Below are 17,980 nucleotides of genomic sequence, written 5' to 3' on the forward strand. Positions count from 1 at the left end.
CCATCACGCCCAAGTGATCAGAACCTTAAAACAGCGTAGACGCTTTTTTGGCTTTGTGAGAAATCTCACGGATAATCCGTAAGGCTGCTATCCGACGTAGAACAGAGGAAGGGAGATAACCCTTGCCGAAAGGCCTTCCATGGTAAAACGGGATGCATCCTGCTCCCGTTAAAAATCAACTAATCTTTCTATTTATGTGATGCCGGATCCAGTATAGGCCGCTAAAAACAGGCTTTCAACAAAAATATCTTAGCAAGCTAACTACTGGATCTGGCAACTATCAGCAGAATACCTTAAGCATGTGACGATTCTGTTTCCAGATGCGCGGCCTTATGCTGCATGCGGTAGCCGATTCCGGCCAGCACGATGGAGACCAGCATCACGCTGGTGGTCGTTAGCAGCGGAGTGGCGATCAGCGTGGAGACCAGCAGGCTGGTCAAAAAACAGAGGCCAAGCTGCAGGGTGTTTTGCAACGCCGCGGCGCGGCCTGTCGCCTCAGGGAAGGGCTTCAGCGCCTGGGCGACGACGATAGGATAGATACCGCCATTCACCACTGCCATGGCGCAGAACGGAATCATTAATCCCACCAGGGTTGCATTTTCCCGCAGGCCAACCAGCCAGGTGGCGGCCACGCTGACGGCGAAGATCGCCAGCAGCCACGGCAGAATTTGCTGGCCCTGCCATTTTTGCAGCGCCGCCCGGCAGCCGTAGCCACCTACCAGAAACGCGATGGTTTGCGGAACATAGCTCAGGCCGATAACGGTCGGGCCGTAGCCCATCTCGTGAAGGATAAACGGCGACCCCGTCAGCCAGGCAAAGAAGCTGGCGGAACAGGCGGCGTAGATCAGCACGTTGCCGCTATATTCCCGCGAACGCAGCAGGGCGAGGAACGTAAGCTTCTGCTGGGCGCTGACGATCCTTTTTTTCGCCGCCTTCAGGCGCAGGGCTGGCAGCATTAACAGCAGGGTAATGGCGAACAGAACGGCAAAAATAGCCTGCCATTCAAAATGAACCAGTAACCAGCTGCCGAGCAGCGGCGCCAGCGCAGGCGATAATCCCACCAGGGGCATAATGGCGGCGAAAATGCGGTTGGTTTTTTGGGCAGGATAATAATCGGTCACCATGGCCTGCCAGGTCACCGCGGCGGCGCAAACCCCCAGAGCCTGGATAAAACGCAGCGCCAGCATCAGCGTAGCATCGCGGACCCAAAGCATGCCCAGACAGCCGATGGCAAAGATGGCCAGTCCGCTCAACAGCACCGGTTTACGGCCGTAACGATCGGAGATGGGCCCCCAGAAAAGCTGGCCCAGCGCAAAGCCCGCGAGAAACAGACTCAGGCTGGCGCTGATCGACGCCGCTGAGGTATGCAGATCTTGCTGCATGGCCGCAAAAGCCGGCAGGTACATATCGGTGGCCAGAAAGCCCAGAACGCTGAGTCCGGCCAGCCAGACTAAAAATCCTTTCCCAGGTTGTTGCATATCATTCTCTTTTTAGTGATGCAGGTACGATGGCGCAGAGTGTAGGGAGTGCATTCAGGCTTGTGAAACGCTAATATTTGTCAGGTGAATTCAAAAATTTTGCAGGCAGAAAATGTGGTCTGAATACTCGCTTGAAGTTGTCGATGCTGTCGCCCGCAACGGCAGCTTTAGCGCCGCTGCGCAGGAATTGCACCGCGTCCCTTCGGCCGTCAGCTATACCGTGCGTCAGCTGGAAGAGTGGCTGGCGGTGCCGCTATTTGAACGCCGCCATCGGGATGTCGAGCTAACCCCTGCCGGCGTTTGGTTTTTGCAGGAAGGGCGATCTGTTATCAAAAAAATGCAGATCACCCGCCAGCAGTGTCAGCAGATAGCCAACGGCTGGCGCGGACAGCTCTCTATCGCGGTGGATAATATCGTTAAGCCAACGCGTATGCGGCAGATGATCGTTGATTTCTATCGTCACTTTGATGACGTTGAGCTGATTGTTTTTCAGGAGGTGTTCAACGGCGTCTGGGATGCGCTGGCCGACGGTCGCGTGGAGCTGGCGATCGGCGCAACGCGCTCAATTCCGGTCGGGGGCCGCTACGCCTTTCGGGATATGGGAATGCTGAGCTGGGACTGCGTCGTCGCAAGCCACCATCCGCTGGCCAAAATGACGGGACCTTTAAGCGATGACGTCCTGCGCAACTGGCCATCGCTGGTCAGAGAGGATACCTCACGCTCGCTGCCGAAGCGGACCACCTGGCTGCTCGATAACCAGAAGAGGGTGGTTGTGCCGGACTGGGATGCCTCTGAAACCTGTCTCTCCGCGGGGCTGTGCGTCGGGATGGTGCCCGGGCATTTAGCAAAGCCGTGGCTCGATAGCGGTGAATGGACGGCGCTGGAGCTGGAGAACCCATTCCCGGATGCTGCCTGCTGTCTGACGTGGCAACAAAGCGATGCCTCTCCGGCCCTGTTATGGCTGCTGGATTATCTTGGCGATAGCGAAACGCTGAATCGGGAGTGGCTGCGGGCGCCGGAATAACCGACGCCGCAGGAAAGGTTAACGGCGGTAATCGACAAACGGGCCGTCGGCCACAGAGCGGCGCTCGACCAGACGCGGATGGACTTCAATCGACTGCGAGACTTCGCGCTTATTGACGATGCGATCCAGCAGCATATTAAAGGCCGCTTCGCCCAGAGAGTCTTTAGGCTGATGGATGGTGGTCAGCGCCGGGCTGAAGTAGCGGGCGTTGCGCACGTTATCATAACCGATCAGCGAAATATCCTGCGGCACGCGCAGCCCCATTTCATCCGCCGCGCAGATGGCGCCCATGGCCATAATATCGCCGCCGCAGAAAATAGCCGTCGGGCGAGGATGCTGGTTGAGAATTTGCTGCATGGCGCGATAGCCGGACTCCGGTTCAAAATCGCCCTGGACAATCCAGTTTTCCGGAACGCCGATCTGCGCTTCTTCCATGGCTTTCATAAAGCCTGCCAGCCGGCCCGCACCGGTGTTACGCTCCAGTGGGCCTGGGATCACGCCGATATCGCGGTGGCCGCGTTCAACCAGGTAGCGTCCGGCAATATAGCCGCCTTCGAAGGCGTTATCGACGACCGAATCAGTAAAGTCGGCTTTTGCCTCGCCCCAGTCCATGACCACCATCGGGATGTGGCGATACTCTTCCAGCATGCTTAAAACTGATTCCGGATACTCGGAGCACATCACCAGCAGGCCATCAACGCGCTTCTGCGCCATCATTGACAGATAGGCGCGCTGTTTCTCCGGGTCGTTCCAGGCGTTGCCGAGGATAAGGGTATAGCCCTTCTGGAAGCAGCTTTTCTCGACCGCTTCGATAATCTCGGCGAAATAAGCCGCTTCGCTGCTGGTCGCCAGCAGACCAATAGACTTGGTGTGATTGACCTTCAGGCTGCGAGCAACGGCGCTGGGGGAGTAATGCAGCTCCTTAATGGCCGCCCATACCGCATTGCGCGTCTCTTCCGCTACGAATCGGGTTTTGTTAATTACATGTGATACTGTTGTAGTGGAAACGTTTGCGCGTTTCGCTACATCTTTAATAGTTGCCATTACTTCTCACTCCAGACCTTGACCTGATCGTCTGTTTATCGGTACGTAAACGATTGCCTGTACACACCCTGGCGCCAAAATGGATCATGGCATCACGTCGGGAAAACGACACAGAACGACAGGAAGGGGTCAATGGCCGATACGCTTTCAAATTAGCGTGGGATTTTGTCCGATCTTGGGGCAAAGGGGAAGAGCAAAAATGTGCATCACTCTAAATCTCGGAAGATTTTTACGCTATTCTGTGTAAAAATGAGCAAGCTCACTTTTCATGTGGGGATAATCAGGGGGAAAAATTGATGGATACAAATTTAAAGTTTTCGCTGACGACAACGATTATTGTTCTGGGTTTGATTGTTGCCGCAGGTTTGACTGCAGTACTGCATTGATTCTTTACTGAGAGGGAGGGGCCGCTCTCCCTTTACCCCCCCCGCCTATTATTATCAATTTCGCAAAAATCTTTTGCCATTTCGTTTACTTTTGTTTTTCTGTGATTGATGTCATGCTTTTGACTTCTGAATAAGATGCCGTCGCTGAAGGCGGCCTGATGGAGTTCCTGCATGAAAATCAACTTTCCCCTGCTCGCGCTGGCGATCGGCGCCTTTGGTATCGGCACGACCGAGTTCTCCCCGATGGGACTATTACCGGTTATTGCTAAAGGCGTGGATGTGTCCATTCCGGCGGCGGGAATGCTCATTAGCGCTTATGCCATCGGCGTGATGGTCGGTGCGCCGTTAATGACTCTGCTGCTCTCCCACCGCGCGCGCAGAAATGCTCTAATCTTTCTGATGGCCATTTTTACCCTCGGTAATGTGCTCTCTTCAATTGCCCCGGATTACACTACGCTGCTGCTGTCGCGCATTATTACCAGCCTCAACCACGGCGCCTTCTTCGGTCTCGGCTCGGTGGTGGCGGCGAGCGTGGTGCCTAAACATAAGCAGGCCAGCGCGGTAGCAACGATGTTTATGGGGCTGACGATCGCCAATATCGGCGGTGTTCCTGCGGCAACCTGGCTGGGCGAAACTATCGGCTGGCGAATGTCGTTCCTGGCAACGGCGGGGCTGGGCGTTGTAGCGATGATCGGCCTGTGGTTGTCGCTACCGAAGGGCAGCGCCGGCGAACGTCCGGACGTGAAGCAGGAACTTGCGGTGCTGATGCGTCCGCAGGTGCTGTCGGCGCTATTGACCACCGTGTTGGGCGCCGGGGCGATGTTCACGCTTTATACCTATATCTCCCCGGTTCTGCATACCATCACCCACGCTTCACCGCTGTTTGTGACCGCCATGCTGGTGCTGATTGGCGTCGGTTTCTCGCTGGGTAACTATCTCGGCGGTAAGTTTGCCGACCGTTCCGTTACCGCAACGCTGAAGGGCTTTCTTCTGCTGCTTATGGTCATTATGCTGGCGATCCCGCTGCTGGCTCAGTCGCAGGTGGGAGCGGCGATAAGTATGGTTGTCTGGGGGGCGGCGACGTTTGCGGTGGTACCGCCTTTGCAGATGCGCGTGATGCGCGTCGCTCATGAGGCGCCGGGGCTGTCTTCATCGGTTAATATCGGGGCCTTCAATCTTGGTAACGCGCTGGGCGCGGCGGCGGGCGGCGCGGTTATATCCGGCGGCCTGGGATATGCGTTCGTACCGGTGATGGGAGCGATTATCGCGGGCGTAGCGCTACTGCTGGTGCTGTTCAGCGGGCGGGCGCAACCGGAAGAGGCGTTTGCTAACCATTAAGTTCACGTGAAGTGAAATAATAACCGCAGAAGCAGCAATGCTTCTGCGGTTGGCTTTTATGCTGCCAGATTAGCGGCAACAAACTTCCAGTTTACCAGCGCCCAGAAGTGTTCCAGATAGTTCGGACGGGCGTTACGGTAGTCGATGTAATACGCATGTTCCCAGACATCCACGGTCAGCAGCGGGGTAGCGTCGCTGGTCAGCGGCGTACCGGCGTTGCTGGTAGAGACGATGGCCAGGCTACCGTCGGCATTTTTCACCAGCCAGGTCCAGCCTGCGCCGAAATTTTTTGCCGCCGCGTCGGTGAATTTGGCCTTGAAATCCGCGAAGCTGCCGAAGGATTTAGCGATAGCCGCCGCCAGTTCGCCTTCCGGTTCGCCACCGGCGTTTGGCGCCAGGCAGTTCCAGTAGAAGGTGTGATTCCAGACCTGCGCGGCGTTGTTAAAGACGCCGCCATCGGAAGAACGCACGATCTCTTCCAGGGTTTTGCCTTCAAACGCGGTGCCTTTGATCAGGTTGTTAAGGTTAGTCACATAGGCCTGGTGGTGCTTACCGTAGTGGTATTCCAGGGTTTCCGCTGAAATGTGCGGCGCCAGGGCGTCTTTTGCATATGGTAATGCAGGTAATTCGAACGACATTGCTACTCTCCTTTTTATCGTTATACCCTTCATAATCCCAGCGGCATCTGTGTTGACTACCTGCACTTACCCCGGTCATGTACTGTTGTTCGCTCCCGGGATGCGCTGAGCTGCCGCAAGACTCGACTTATGCCTCGCCCCTTTGGGCCTGCGCAAGCGCGGTTCAAAACGGCAGGGCGTTCTGTGATGCTGCTGCAATTATTCTGGGTCTGGTGCGCGCAATAACCCTGTATTGCGCAAGGTAATAGTAGCAAATTAAAAGATGTGGCAAAAGAGAGAGTTACCCTGTCGCCGCAGCGACAAGGCACATTTAGCGAATGGTTTTCGGCGTCATAACGCGACGCGCGCCGACGTAGTGGCGTACCCAGTAATCGTCGCTTAAAGAGGTAATCTGTATATCGCGACCGGTGCGCGGAGACTGAATAAACTTGCCGTTGCCGACGTATACCCCGACGTGATCTGCCGTCCCGCGCCCGCGGGTGCGGAAGAAGACGAGATCCCCGCTTTGCAGCTCGCCGCGATCCACTGGACGAGCGTCGCGCAGGTGATACATCTCATTGGCAGTGCGCGGAATATGAATTTTAACCAGGTCTTTATAGGCGTAATAGACCAGACCACTGCAATCAAATCCGGTGCGCGGAGAGGTCCCGCCCCAGCGATAAGGTTTGCCAATCTGATCCATCAACTTTGACATCGCGGTGCTTTGCGCTTTTTGTACCCGCGCTTTATGCGCATCGGCGATAGTCAGCTGCGGCTCGTCGGCAATGGGTTTGCAGCGTGTTTTATAGCCTTTACGCACCACGCACTTTTTCTGCAGGCTCGCCGCGGCCAGCTTGCTTTCCGCAATCGACCTTGTCGAGCTGGCGCACAGCTTTTTGTAGCCCTTGCGCAGGACGCATTTTTTGGTGGCGCTGGCGGTCTGGCGTGAAGCGGTTATTTTGCTGCGGCTGGCGGTCGGTGTTTTTTTGCTGGAGGTTTTGGCGGTGGTTTTACTTTTGGAACTGGCTGCTTTTTTCTTACGCTCTGCGGTAGTGCCTTTAGCCGGATGCGCTTTGGGCGTGGCCGAAGCGTGCGTATGCCCGGAAGCATGCGCCAGCGGCGTAAGTGAAATAGATGTGAAAAGTAATGCACAGAGCGAAATCGCGATTTTGTTAAGACGCGCCACTGAGCAATCCCCTGATTAAATTACAGACATATACCTATGCCTGACGATGAATGACAAAACGCATCGATTCTAAAGCATAAAATCGTGGAAAGTTAATACTCTTTTGTATCTAAAGTCTCGTTTGGTTAACATTTGCAAAAAAATGCGTCTCCCGGCGGGCTCGCCGCATGAAAAACGCGCAACGCGTTGCTGCGTATAGCAATAAAATGATATTTTTGAGGCAACTTTTGCCTACAGAAGATAAAATGAGGCAAGTGAAAAAAATGTTATTATCGGTCCTGCGTTCAGGGCGCTACAATGACAAATTACTGCCGTAGAGAAGTTTAAGGAAGCACGACAATGAGCACGACTTTAGAAAAAATCCAACGTCAAATCGCTGAAAACCCGATCCTGCTGTATATGAAAGGGTCTCCGAAGCTGCCAAGCTGTGGTTTCTCCGCTCAGGCCGTTCAGGCGCTCTCTGCCTGTGGCGAACGTTTTGCCTACGTCGATATCCTGCAAAACCCGGACATCCGCGCGGAGCTGCCTAAATACGCTAACTGGCCAACCTTCCCGCAGCTGTGGGTAGACGGTGAGCTGGTCGGCGGCTGTGACATCGTGATTGAAATGTATCAGCGCGGCGAACTGCAGCAGCTGATCAAAGAAACGGCCGCTAAGTACAAAACTGACGAGCCGAAAGCAGAGTAATTTTGCTTTAAATAAAAAAGCGACTTCCTGTGAAGTCGCTTTTTTTTCATTTATTCTTCGGCCACGGGTAAGGGCCAGCCGCCAAGACGCTTCCAGCGGTTGACGATTTCGCAGAATAGCTGCGCCGTTTGTTCGGTATCGTAAAGCGCAGAGTGGGCCTGAGTCCCGTCAAATGCCATTCCGGCGGCGATACAGGCTTTCGACAATACCGTTTGGCCAAGCGCAAGACCGCTCAGGGCCGCGGTATCGAAGGTGACGAATGGATGGAATGGATTACGTTTCAGCCCCGCACGTTCTGCCGCCGCCATGGTAAAGCTATGGTCGAATGTGGCGTTATGCGCGACCATAATAGCGCGGCTGCAGTCGCTCTCTTTCATGCCCTTGCGGATCATTTTAAAAATCGCGTGCAGCGCATCGTATTCGCTCACCGCACCGCGCTCGGGATCGTTGGGGTTAATACCGTTAAAAGCCAGAGCTTCGGGCTGCAGGTTTGCGCCCTCAAAAGGTTCAACATGAAAATGCAGCGTTTCGTCCGGCATGAGCCAGCCTTCTTCGTCCATTTTCAGCGTAATAGCGGCGATCTCCAGCAGGGCGTCGGTTTTGGCATTAAATCCGGCGGTTTCAACATCAATTACCACTGGATAAAAACCGCGAAAACGGTCGCACAGACCATTCAGTTGAGCGTTCTCGGACATCAGATTCTCTTAGCTGGAAAAAAGTAGCGCGCATTATGGCAAATTTTGCCGCGGCTTGCAGCAGGAAGGGGATAAAACAGCGGGCACCGCGGGCGCCCGCAGCAGATTAGTTGCCGAGGCCTTTTCCGGCGTCTTTCTCTTCAATCAGCTCGATTTTATAACCATCCGGATCTTCGACGAAGGCGATGACCGTCGTACCGCCTTTAACCGGGCCGGCTTCACGGGTCACATTGCCGCCGTTCTGACGAATACGTTCGCAGGCTTCCGCCGCGTTTTCAACGCTCAGCGCAATATGACCATACGCGTTACCGAGATCGTACTTATCCACGCCCCAGTTGTAGGTCAGCTCAATCACGGCGGTATCGCTTTCTTCGCCGTAACCCACGAATGCCAGCGAGTATTTATATTCAGTGTTTTCGCTGGTGCGCAGCAGTTTCATGCCCAGCACGTTGGTGTAAAACTCAATAGAACGTTGCAGGTCGCCAACGCGCAGCATGGTGTGAAGTAAGCGCATAATGTCCCCTATGCAGTTTATTTTGATACATCAGAGCGTTGAGTATAGCGGCGATAACCCGCCGCTATCAATGGACGGATTACAGGGTAGGGTAATCGGTATAACCTTCCGCGCCGCCGCCGTAGAAGCTTTCCGGACGCTGTGGGTTCAGAGCGGCCTTTTTCTGCAGGCGCGCCACCAGGTCCGGGTTAGCAATGTAGTCGCGACCAAAGGCCACGGCATCGATCAGCCCTTTACCGATCAGATCGTTGGCCTTTTCAACCGTGTAGGCGCCCGCGCCGATAATAGCGCCCGGGAAACGGTCGCGCACTTTCTGGCGGAACTCATCGCTGTACGGTTGGCCGCCAGCCCAGTCCGGTTCGGACATGTGCAGGTAGGCAATACCGCGTTTCGCCAGCTCTTCGATCAGATAGAGCGCGTCGGCTTCTTCATTCGGGCCATTATCGACGTTCTGGAAGCTGCCGATGGGCGAGACGCGAATACCGATACGGTCGGCGCTCCACTCTTTACTCACCGCATCAACCACTTCCAGCACCAGGCGAGCGCGATTTTCCACGCTGCCGCCGTACTGGTCAGTACGATGGTTGGCAGAAGGGGAAAGGAACTGGTGCAGCAGGTAACCGTGGGCGGAGTGCAGTTCGACAAGATCGAATCCGGCATCGCGGGCGTTACCTACCGCCTGACGGAAATCATCAACGATCCCTGGGATCTCGTGGGTTTCGAGCGCGCGCGGCATTGAGGTGTCAACGCGAATGGCATGGCCGTTTTCGTCGCGCAGCGAAGTCCGGGTGCCCGCGCTGATGGCCGATGGTGCAACCGGGGCGGCGCCGCTGGGCTGGATGCTGCTGTGCGAAATACGCCCGGTATGCCACAGCTGGACGGCAATACGCCCGTTTTCAGCGTGGACGCCGGCGGTGATCTTTTTCCATGCGGCAATCTGTTCCGGACTGTGCAGCCCTGGCGCACCCGCGTAGCCTTTAGCCTGAGCGGAAATCTGGGTCGCTTCGGAAATAATCAGGCCGGAGCTGGCGCGCTGGCGGTAGTATTCGCCCATCAGCGGGGTGGGAATATCCCCCGGCTCAATACTGCGCAGACGCGTTAGCGGAGCCATAAACACGCGATTCGGCACGGTTACCGCACCTACTTTCAACGGGGTAAACAACTTTGATTCTGACATAATGACTCCTGAGTAGACCGGTCGTCTTGAAACGGGTTAAATAAAAACGCCTGTTATAGGGCAGGCGCAGCAATAATTTTTTTAGCGTGGGCCAGGGCGCTTTCCAGCGGCGTTGCGCTGTGCGTAATCTTGGCCTGCAGATTCGCCCCCAGCCACAGAGAGTAAAGCACCTGCGAGAGCGTTAATGCGTCACCGTCAAACGTGAGGCTACCTTCCTGACGACCTTGCTCCAGCGCATCGGCCAGCAGGGTAATGATCTGACTGGCCCCTTTATCCATCGCGGTGCGCATATCTTCCGACAGATCGCAGACCTCTGCCGACAACTTCACCGTCAGGCAGCCGCTAATGATGCCCTGCTGGCAAAACTGGGTCAGCGTATGCTGATAGTAGGCCAAAAGGCGGTCGCGATAGTTTCCCTCGCCGTGGGCAAAATGCTCAACCAGGCGCTGAAGATATCCGGCGTAGTGATGGTCGAGCAGCGCTACGCCAAAGGCTTCTTTAGAGCGAAAATAGTGATAGAAAGAACCTTTCGGCACTTCCGCTGTTTTTAGCAGTTCACTCAGCCCCATACCGGTAAAACCCCGATGCATACAAAGCTGCTCGCCGGTGGCCAGGATATGTTCGCGGGTATTGCATTCACTGTGTTTGTTCATGGCGCTCACTGTAATAGACCGATTGGTCTAATGCAAGCCATAATTAAAAATGCTGCCTGGCGCAGAGGGCGACGAACAAAATTTGCGTACGGCGGATGAAACGTCTTCAATAAAGACAGAGATGAGCGGCTGGAGAGGCGAAGTGGCTGAACAACTGGAGTTCTTCCCGGTACAGAGTCCCTGCCGGGGGATTTGTCAGTCTGATGAACGCGGCTACTGCCGGGGGTGCATGCGTAGCCGCGATGAGCGTTTCAACTGGCAGAAAATGAGCGATGCGCAAAAGCAGGATGTTCTGCGTCTGTGTCGCCAGCGGCTGCTGCGTAAATTACGCGCAGCTAAGCAGGATAGTGCGGAAGAACCGCAGCAACCCTCACTGTTTTAAGCAAAAAATTGCGTATACTCAGGACACTTTTTTATTGAGGAAGCTGTTATGGTTCAGCGTATTGCTATGGCTCCCCAGGGGCCGGAATTCTCTCGTTTTGTGATGGGCTACTGGCGTCTGATGGACTGGAAGATGTCCGCTCAGGCGCTGGTGGGCTTTGTGGAGCAACACCTGGATCTGGGCATCACCACCATCGATCATGCCGATATTTACGGCGACTATCGCTGTGAGGCGGCGTTTGGCGAAGCGTTAAAGCTGGCGCCCCATCTGCGCAACCGGATGGAGATCGTCACCAAATGCGGAATTGCCACGAAAGCGCGGGCAGAAAATACCATCGGCCACTATATTACCGACCGCGACCATATTGTGCTGAGCGCGGAGCAGTCGCTGCGTAATCTGGCGACCGACCATCTGGACCTGCTGCTGATTCATCGCCCGGACCCGCTGATGGATGCTGACGAAGTGGCTGAGGCCTTCCTGGCTTTACATCATAGCGGCAAGGTTCGCCACTTCGGCGTGTCGAACTTTACCCCCGCCCAGTTTACCCTGCTGCAGTCGCGCCTGCCGTTTACCCTGGCGACCAATCAGGTGGAAATTTCCCCGGTTCACCAGCCGCTGCTGCTTGACGGTACGCTCGATCAGCTTCAGCAGCTGCGCATCCGACCGATGGCCTGGTCCTGCCTCGGCGGCGGCCGTTTGTTTAACGACGAAAGCTTCCAGCCGCTGCGCGATGAGCTGGTCCGCGTCGCTCAGGAGCTCAATGCGGAAAGCATTGAGCAGGTGGTGTATGCCTGGATCCTGCGTCTGCCGTCGCAGCCGCTGCCAATTATTGGTTCAGGAAAAATTGAGCGCGTGCGCTCGGCGGTTGTCGCTGAAAAGCTAAATATGAGCCGTCAGCAGTGGTTCCGCATTCGCAAAGCGGCCTTAGGCTACGACGTTCCGTAAACACCGACACCTCAGCAATGGCCTACACTGAATAGTGATAGAGCCATTGAGGAGGTGTTATGCAACGATGTATTCTCGCCATACTTACCCTGGCCGCCTGTGCGGGCGTGCAGGCGGCCAGCGAAAGCGTCGATATCAATCTTGTGACCAGCCAGAGCGTTGGTCAGGCCATCGGTAGCGTGAAAATTAGTGAAACCGCGAAAGGTCTTGAGTTTACTCCGGACCTGAAAGCGCTGCCTCCCGGCGAGCACGGCTTCCATATTCACGCCAACGGTAGCTGCCAGCCGGCCATCAAAGAAGGTAAAGCCGTCGCCGCTGGCGCAGCCGGCGGACATTACGATCCGCAAAACACCGGAAAGCATGAAGGTCCTGACGGCGCCGGTCATCTCGGCGATCTGCCGTTCCTGGTGGTTAATAACGACGGAAAAGCCACCCAGCCGGTGGTCGCGCCGCGTTTAAAAACCCTCGATGAAGTGAAAGGCAAGGCGCTGATGATTCACGTGGGGGGCGATAATATGTCCGACAGCCCGCAGCCTCTCGGCGGTGGCGGCGAGCGCTTCGCCTGCGGCGTCATCAAGTAGTCCTTTCCGTCAACGTTCCTGCGATCGGCGCCTGTTCCAGCTGAGACAGGGCGCACCAGAGTCGCCAGATAACCGCCGCCAGCTCTCTGGCGGCGGGCTGGTGGTGGCGATTAAGCGCGTCGCAGATGCGCTGCAGTTCCTGCAGCGTTGAAGCGAGAGGGCGCTGCTGAACGCCGCGCTCGCTCATCACGTCACGCAGCAGGCTAATGCACAGATCGCGCACCTGCGAGAGCGGGTCGGAGCGCGTTTCCCAGTCGCGTAGTTGCCACACCACGTGGGAACAATTGAGTAACACGACGCCCCAGCGTAGCAGCCAGCGGCGCGCCAGCGCATCCTGACTGTTGCTAAGCTGGCTGATGTGATGATAAACCAGCGACTCAAATTCATGTTCACTATGCTGCGGACGACGGCTCAATTGGTCGACAAAGTGACGCCGTAACGCACGGATGTGCCGACGGCTTTTACGCGCGTCTGAACCTGGACTGATAATGGCGAAAGCCAGCCAGGCGAGTCCTACCCCAATGATTTTTCCCAGATTATCATTAAGAAACGAAGCGTAGTCGTATACCGGCGGGTTGGTGACCGAAATAAATGAGCCCATAAAAACGATCAACTGCCCCCACAGTCCGGCGAGCTTTGGCATCTGCTGTTTGAGCAACTGCATGGTGGTGAGCAAGGGAAACAGAAATAGCAAAAACTGCCATAAATCGGTTATCTGCACCATCAGGCCAAACTTCACGACAAAGCTAAAGAGCGAAAGCAGGATCAGGGTACGCATTAAAAGCGTTAATGATTTAAACGGTGAGGGTGAAACCGAATAGAGCACGCAGCAGATAGCCGCCAGGGTAAGCGCTGCAGCGCAGGCCTGCCACTGGGTGCTTATACCCCATGCGCCGACCATCACCAGCGCGCAAAAAGCGCGAACCCCGTTCCAGAGAGCTTCGGCCTGATCGGTATGGCGGGCCAGCGCGGGTGCGGAAGGTACGTTGAATTCGGTGATCGCGGTGGCGTTTTCGATGCGCTTGAGCCAGCGGCTGCTCTCCAGATACAGGCGACAAAAATAGCGCAGGCGCTTCCAGAAGGCGATGTGTCGGTAGTCGGCATCGGCGGGCGGCGCAAGCGGCGCGATAATGCGGGCAACGCTGTAAGCATCGGCGTTTGAAAGCGCTAACTCGCTGAGCAAAGACTCCAGAATCTCGCGAGTACGAGCGGGCGCGGCGGGCCAGTTAAGCAGCATCCGCCGCAGGCTCGAAATGACGCTGGTCATTCGTAGCTGCTGATGTAGCAGGTAGTTGAGCAGCGGATTTTGCCGGCGAAAGCGATAATGGCTCCAGAAGGCCTGAATGCGCAGCAGATTCATGGTCAGGATTTGCCCAATCACGCTCTCGTGCGCGGCCCGGATAGCATCGGTTGTTTCCGGGACCCACAGCAGACTGGCGTGTTCCAGCAGGCGGGCATGCATATTTTTTAGCGCGCTCAGTAGCGTGGTGCCGTCGGAGGTACTCGGTAAAATCATCATCATTAGCCCGCCGCACAATATACCGACGATAACCTCGCAGACGCGCGACTGGGCGATAGTCCACAGTTCGTTAGCATCGGTAATATTGATAACCGGGAAAGCGATAATCGCGCAGGTGTAGCCCGCAAGCTGGAATGCATAGGCGACGTTATTGGTGAACATCGCACAGGCCCAGGTACAGAGGGCTATCCACGCCGAAATACTAAAAAGAAATAGCCACGGATCGTTGAGCGTATGACCGGCCAGCAGCAGCGCCGCGCAGGCGCCGAGCAGGCTGCCGGCAATACGGCCAAAGCTTTTGCTGATCACGCCGCCGACGGTGGGAAAGCTGACTACCGCGGCGGAAGTCATCGCCCAGTAGGGTTCGTCAAGATTCAGCCAGTAGGCGACGCTCAGTGCCAGGCACATGGCAATCCCGTTACGCAGGGCATAGCGCCACTGCGGACGGCTGGCCTTAATCCAGGGAAGAGAGCGCCACGTCAGGGCCTGTAGCTTCATTACTGTGGGCCAATGGCAACGGTGCAGGTGGTACCGGAGACCAACGTGATATCCGGCGGCAGATGGTCAAACTCAATGCGCACCGGCACGCGCTGAGCAAGGCGTACCCAGGGAATATTCGGTTTAATATTCGCCACCAGACCACTTCCGCTCTCTACGCTCTGATCGACAATAGCGCGTCCGATACTGCCTACGTGACCCTGTAACTTTTGTTTGCTGCTATAGAGGACGATCTGCGCGCTATCGCCGGGACGGATATTACGCAGTTTCGTTTCTTCAAAATAACCGATCACGTAAAAGGAGTGGCTGTCGACGAGGGCAAAAAGCGGATGGCCTACGGTTGCGTAGTCGCCAATGCGGGTCGAAAGGTTCGTTACCCAGCCGTCAACCGGGGCCTTAATTTCGGTCTGCGCGAGCTGCCATTGGGCATGATCGAGGGTGGCTTGGGCGGCTCCCACAACGGCCTTAGCCGCTGCCAGGTTGGTATTAGCGGTATTAAGCGCAGTATTGGCGTTTTCTAAATCTTCTGCGGAGATGAAATTCTCGGAGAGATGGCGTCGGCGAGCGGCATCGCTGGCGGCTTTTTTCTGTTCAGCCTGCGCGCGGGCAACTTCAGCTCGAGCCTTGTCGAGCTGGGCCTGGGCGTTGAGCAGCGCAATTTTATAAGGCGTATCATCAATTCTGAACAGCACTTCACCGGCCTTAACCAGCTGGTTATCGCGTACGTTGAGCTGCAGGATGCTCCCGGACACCTGCGGCGTGACGCCTACCTGCTCGGCCCGGACTTTCCCGTCGCGGGTCCACGGGGACTGCGTGTAGTAATTCCAGACCAGCCAGGCGGCAATAATGGCCAGCGCGGCGACCAGCAGCGTGGATAAATATTTTAGTTTCTTCATGTAATGAACATTACCAGATAGTCAGTAAAACCAGCGCCAGACAAACGGAGAGCGCAAAGAAGGAGAGATCCATGAGCAGGGGGTGCCAGATTTCACCTGCGTACATCCAGTCCCGCAGCTGACGATGAACGACCAACCAGATAAAGAAGCCCAGCAGAACGGCTTTAAAGACAGGAGGAAAATAGACCGAAGCGCCGAACACCAGGTCCTGGAGCGGCAATCCGGTAGTGTTAAGACTCAGTTTCACAAGCAAAAATCCTTTGCCGTTTCAGGATGAATGTTCAGGTTATGCGATTATTCACATTGTAAATCATTGTTCTGATTTTAGTGAATCAGGTAATTCATTTGTTTTGGTAATTTAAATGCTGCACACTATTCTAAAATCAGTATAATAACTTAGCAAGCTAATTATAAGGAGATGAAATTGGAATCGCCACTTGGTTCTGATCTGGCACGTTTGGTACGCGTCTGGCGCGCGCTAATCGACCATCGCCTGAAACCTCTGGAGTTAACGCAGACGCACTGGGTCACGCTGCATAACATTCACCAGCTGCCGCCTGAACAGTCGCAGATTCAGCTGGCGAAAGCCATTGGTATTGAGCAGCCTTCGCTGGTTCGCACGCTCGACCAGCTGGAGGAAAAGGGGCTTATTTCTCGCCAGACCTGTGCAAACGATCGGCGGGCAAAACGTATCAAGCTTACCGAAAAAGCCGAACCCCTGATCAACGAAATGGAAGAGGTTATCGGCAAAACGCGTGATGAGATTCTGGCCGGCGTTTCTAAAGAAGAGGTGGAAACGCTGCTCAATTTGATTCGTAAACTTGAACACAACATCCTCGATCTCCAGGCAAAAGATTGACCTTAACGAGGCCTTGAATCTTCTCAAGGCCTCTTTTTTATTTACGCCTGCCAGACGACTACGCGATTACGCCCGGTGTTTTTCGCTTCGTACATGGCGGTATCAGCGCGCTTGACGCACTCCTCCGCCGCAATATGCGCATCCTGAGTGGTGAAAACCCCCATACTGATGGTCATTCTTTCCGGTAACCCTTCATGCTGTTCACTGACGGACAGGCGGATGCGTTCGGCAATGGCCAGCGCTTCGTTGGCGCCGATATTGACCAGCAGCAGGGCAAACTCTTCCCCGCCGATACGCGCGGCAATGTCCTCCTGGCGCACGTTATTCTGCAGCACGCTGGCAGCAAACTGAATGACCTTATCTCCCTGCACGTGGCCGTACGTGTCGTTGATGCGCTTAAAGCGGTCAAGATCGCAGACAATGACCGATAGCGGCTGTGATGCAGAGACTTTTGTTAATCGTTGATTCAGCGTGTCGTAGAAATAGCTGCGGTTATACAGCCGGGTCAGGGGATCGCGAATAGAATTCTGGTACGAGCGAACGTACCTTTCGTTTGACTCCCGGTAGAGGATAAAAACATCCACAAGCAGAACTAAAATCAAAAACAGAGTGCTCAGCGTTTCAAAGAGCCGCGCCTGGTTCCAGGAATGAGCGTTACCGTTGACCGTAGAGAGCAGAACCAGCAGCGTAAATATATAGGCGGTACAAAAAAAAGCGCCGCTGTACCAGAATATATTGCGTAGCCGGGTCAGGCTAATAAGTAAAATCAGCGTAAATGACCATGTGCCAATTAATACCCAGCCAACCCGGTTATGCCATAGCGGCGTAAAGGTATAGGTCAGATTATCAATGAATTCAATGCTCAGTAATGGTGAGTTGCTGGAATGAACCCACGACAATATGAGCGTTGCGGCGATCAAAATAAAACAACCCAGCAGTACCAGACCGTGAATCTTTCCTGAATGAGTGGTACGGTGGCGAAGCCGATATAAAACGATCGAAGTTATAAATAAAACGGCCATCATGACGTTGCGGAAAAAATAAAAAATCAGCGCGTCATTCTGGTTGATGGGGCGCCCCTGGGCGCATACCAGCCAGTCCGGGTAGCTGCCTATGGTCCCGAGCATCAACAGGGCCGAACAGGCAAAAGCGAAGGCTATTGGCGCCAGGTACAGCTGCTTTTTATCGCACAGATATTTCATGCCCATAAAACAGGCAATCATAATATGGAAACCCATCAGTGAGATAGTCAATACGGGAAACAGCATTGATGAAGTTGTAGAGATACGATGAATTAATGAGCCGGTAACGAAATTAATCGTAGTAATAGAAAAACCGCATACGACAGTGTAAAGAAATAGCCTGTCAGGCAAGCGTTTGAGATTAATAAACATAGTCAACATCCCTGAATAAAAGGGCAAAGGTAAAACGACGTCTCTGTCGTAAATGTTTTGCGTAATATAGGGTGCAGATTACTTGATAGCGGAGGGGAGAATATTGA

General features: G+C 54.8%; 20 protein-coding genes. 8 read left to right on the top strand and 12 right to left on the bottom strand.

The features are described from left to right. Positions 1-293: 293 nt before the first annotated feature. Positions 294-1,478: a purine nucleoside transporter PunC gene (gene punC / locus K2184_RS02400; RefSeq protein ID WP_004102704.1), complete on the bottom strand. Its 1,185-nt coding sequence runs from the start codon at positions 1,476-1,478 to the stop codon at positions 294-296. A 112-nt stretch (positions 1,479-1,590) separates the two neighbouring features. On the opposite strand from punC, the gene punR reads away from it, so the two are divergent. Further along, the gene (punR, locus tag K2184_RS02405) at positions 1,591-2,502 is read left to right on the top strand and encodes a DNA-binding transcriptional activator PunR (protein WP_004102702.1); all 912 of its coding nucleotides are present in this window, start codon (positions 1,591-1,593) and stop codon (positions 2,500-2,502) included. A gap of 18 nt (positions 2,503-2,520) precedes the next feature. Here the strand turns inward: punR and purR are convergent, their stop codons facing one another. After that, entirely contained in the window at positions 2,521-3,546 is a 1,026-nt protein-coding gene (gene purR / locus K2184_RS02410) for an HTH-type transcriptional repressor PurR (protein ID WP_016810091.1), read from the bottom strand. A 296-nt stretch (positions 3,547-3,842) separates the two neighbouring features. On the opposite strand from purR, the gene cydH reads away from it, so the two are divergent. Then, on the top strand, positions 3,843-3,932 hold the full coding sequence (gene cydH, locus K2184_RS02415) for a cytochrome bd-I oxidase subunit CydH (RefSeq protein ID WP_049082851.1): 90 nt from the start codon (positions 3,843-3,845) through the stop codon (positions 3,930-3,932). 171 nt (positions 3,933-4,103) lie between these two features. Beyond that, the gene (locus tag K2184_RS02420; RefSeq protein ID WP_016810093.1) at positions 4,104-5,270 is read left to right on the top strand and encodes an MFS transporter; all 1,167 of its coding nucleotides are present in this window, start codon (positions 4,104-4,106) and stop codon (positions 5,268-5,270) included. A 56-nt stretch (positions 5,271-5,326) separates the two neighbouring features. Here the strand turns inward: K2184_RS02420 and sodB are convergent, their stop codons facing one another. Together sodB and K2184_RS02430 are read right to left on the bottom strand one after the other, a co-directional pair. Continuing rightward, complete coding sequence (sodB, locus tag K2184_RS02425) at positions 5,327-5,908, bottom strand: superoxide dismutase [Fe] (RefSeq protein WP_004102696.1); 582 nt, start codon at positions 5,906-5,908, stop codon at positions 5,327-5,329. A gap of 310 nt (positions 5,909-6,218) precedes the next feature. Continuing rightward, positions 6,219-7,073, bottom strand: a complete 855-nt coding sequence (locus tag K2184_RS02430) for a C40 family peptidase (RefSeq protein WP_053064937.1) — start codon at positions 7,071-7,073, stop codon at positions 6,219-6,221. Positions 7,074-7,412: 339 nt separating this feature from the next. On the opposite strand from K2184_RS02430, the gene grxD reads away from it, so the two are divergent. Further along, the gene (gene grxD, locus K2184_RS02435; RefSeq protein WP_004102692.1) at positions 7,413-7,760 is read left to right on the top strand and encodes a monothiol glutaredoxin 4; all 348 of its coding nucleotides are present in this window, start codon (positions 7,413-7,415) and stop codon (positions 7,758-7,760) included. Positions 7,761-7,810: 50 nt separating this feature from the next. Here grxD and rnt read toward each other — a convergent pair whose 3' ends face one another. From rnt to K2184_RS02455, 4 genes are all read right to left on the bottom strand, one after another. Further along, positions 7,811-8,455: a ribonuclease T gene (gene rnt, locus K2184_RS02440; RefSeq protein WP_004102691.1), complete on the bottom strand. Its 645-nt coding sequence runs from the start codon at positions 8,453-8,455 to the stop codon at positions 7,811-7,813. Positions 8,456-8,561: 106 nt separating this feature from the next. Continuing rightward, entirely contained in the window at positions 8,562-8,969 is a 408-nt protein-coding gene (gloA, locus tag K2184_RS02445) for a lactoylglutathione lyase (RefSeq protein ID WP_004102689.1), read from the bottom strand. 79 nt (positions 8,970-9,048) lie between these two features. Then, the gene (locus K2184_RS02450) at positions 9,049-10,146 is read right to left on the bottom strand and encodes an alkene reductase (RefSeq protein WP_163525477.1); all 1,098 of its coding nucleotides are present in this window, start codon (positions 10,144-10,146) and stop codon (positions 9,049-9,051) included. A gap of 53 nt (positions 10,147-10,199) precedes the next feature. Further along, positions 10,200-10,799, bottom strand: a complete 600-nt coding sequence (locus K2184_RS02455; RefSeq protein WP_105890363.1) for a TetR/AcrR family transcriptional regulator — start codon at positions 10,797-10,799, stop codon at positions 10,200-10,202. Between the two features lie 121 nt (positions 10,800-10,920). Here K2184_RS02455 and K2184_RS02460 point away from each other — a divergent pair, with 121 nt between their 5' ends. The 3 genes from K2184_RS02460 to sodC are packed head-to-tail and all read left to right on the top strand — an operon-like array spanning position 10,921 to position 12,707. After that, positions 10,921-11,181, top strand: a complete 261-nt coding sequence (locus tag K2184_RS02460) for a DUF1289 domain-containing protein (RefSeq protein WP_153675721.1) — start codon at positions 10,921-10,923, stop codon at positions 11,179-11,181. 48 nt (positions 11,182-11,229) lie between these two features. Beyond that, a complete protein-coding gene (locus tag K2184_RS02465; protein ID WP_049593052.1) occupies positions 11,230-12,126 on the top strand; it encodes an aldo/keto reductase in 897 nt (298 codons plus the stop codon). Between the two features lie 59 nt (positions 12,127-12,185). Then, a complete protein-coding gene (sodC, locus tag K2184_RS02470; RefSeq protein ID WP_049593053.1) occupies positions 12,186-12,707 on the top strand; it encodes a superoxide dismutase [Cu-Zn] SodC in 522 nt (173 codons plus the stop codon). On the opposite strand, the gene K2184_RS02475 is transcribed toward sodC, so the two are convergent. Genes K2184_RS02475 through K2184_RS02485 form a run of 3 tightly spaced genes read right to left on the bottom strand, consistent with a single transcriptional unit; the run spans position 12,700 to position 15,867 of the window. Next, positions 12,700-14,724 carry an FUSC family protein gene (locus tag K2184_RS02475; protein ID WP_004102672.1) on the bottom strand — a complete coding sequence of 675 codons (2,025 nt, stop codon included), beginning with the start codon at positions 14,722-14,724 and terminating at the stop codon, positions 12,700-12,702. The two genes, sodC and K2184_RS02475, sit on opposite strands and share 8 nt — an antisense overlap. Next, positions 14,724-15,620 carry an efflux RND transporter periplasmic adaptor subunit gene (locus tag K2184_RS02480; RefSeq protein ID WP_004102670.1) on the bottom strand — a complete coding sequence of 299 codons (897 nt, stop codon included), beginning with the start codon at positions 15,618-15,620 and terminating at the stop codon, positions 14,724-14,726. Before K2184_RS02480 ends, K2184_RS02475 begins: the two co-directional genes overlap by 1 nt. 10 nt (positions 15,621-15,630) lie before the next feature. Further along, positions 15,631-15,867, bottom strand: coding sequence for a DUF1656 domain-containing protein (locus K2184_RS02485; protein ID WP_004102668.1), 237 nt, complete (start codon positions 15,865-15,867; stop codon positions 15,631-15,633). A gap of 171 nt (positions 15,868-16,038) precedes the next feature. Between K2184_RS02485 and slyA the strand changes: the two genes are divergently transcribed. Then, the gene (gene slyA / locus K2184_RS02490; RefSeq protein ID WP_016810099.1) at positions 16,039-16,479 is read left to right on the top strand and encodes a transcriptional regulator SlyA; all 441 of its coding nucleotides are present in this window, start codon (positions 16,039-16,041) and stop codon (positions 16,477-16,479) included. A 41-nt stretch (positions 16,480-16,520) separates the two neighbouring features. Here the strand turns inward: slyA and K2184_RS02495 are convergent, their stop codons facing one another. Further along, positions 16,521-17,873: a sensor domain-containing diguanylate cyclase gene (locus K2184_RS02495; RefSeq protein WP_133497492.1), complete on the bottom strand. Its 1,353-nt coding sequence runs from the start codon at positions 17,871-17,873 to the stop codon at positions 16,521-16,523. Positions 17,874-17,980 lie beyond the last annotated feature (107 nt).

The organism is Klebsiella sp. K5-306 (assembly GCF_051835185.1).
Lineage (GTDB): Bacteria > Pseudomonadota > Gammaproteobacteria > Enterobacterales > Enterobacteriaceae > Klebsiella > Klebsiella oxytoca.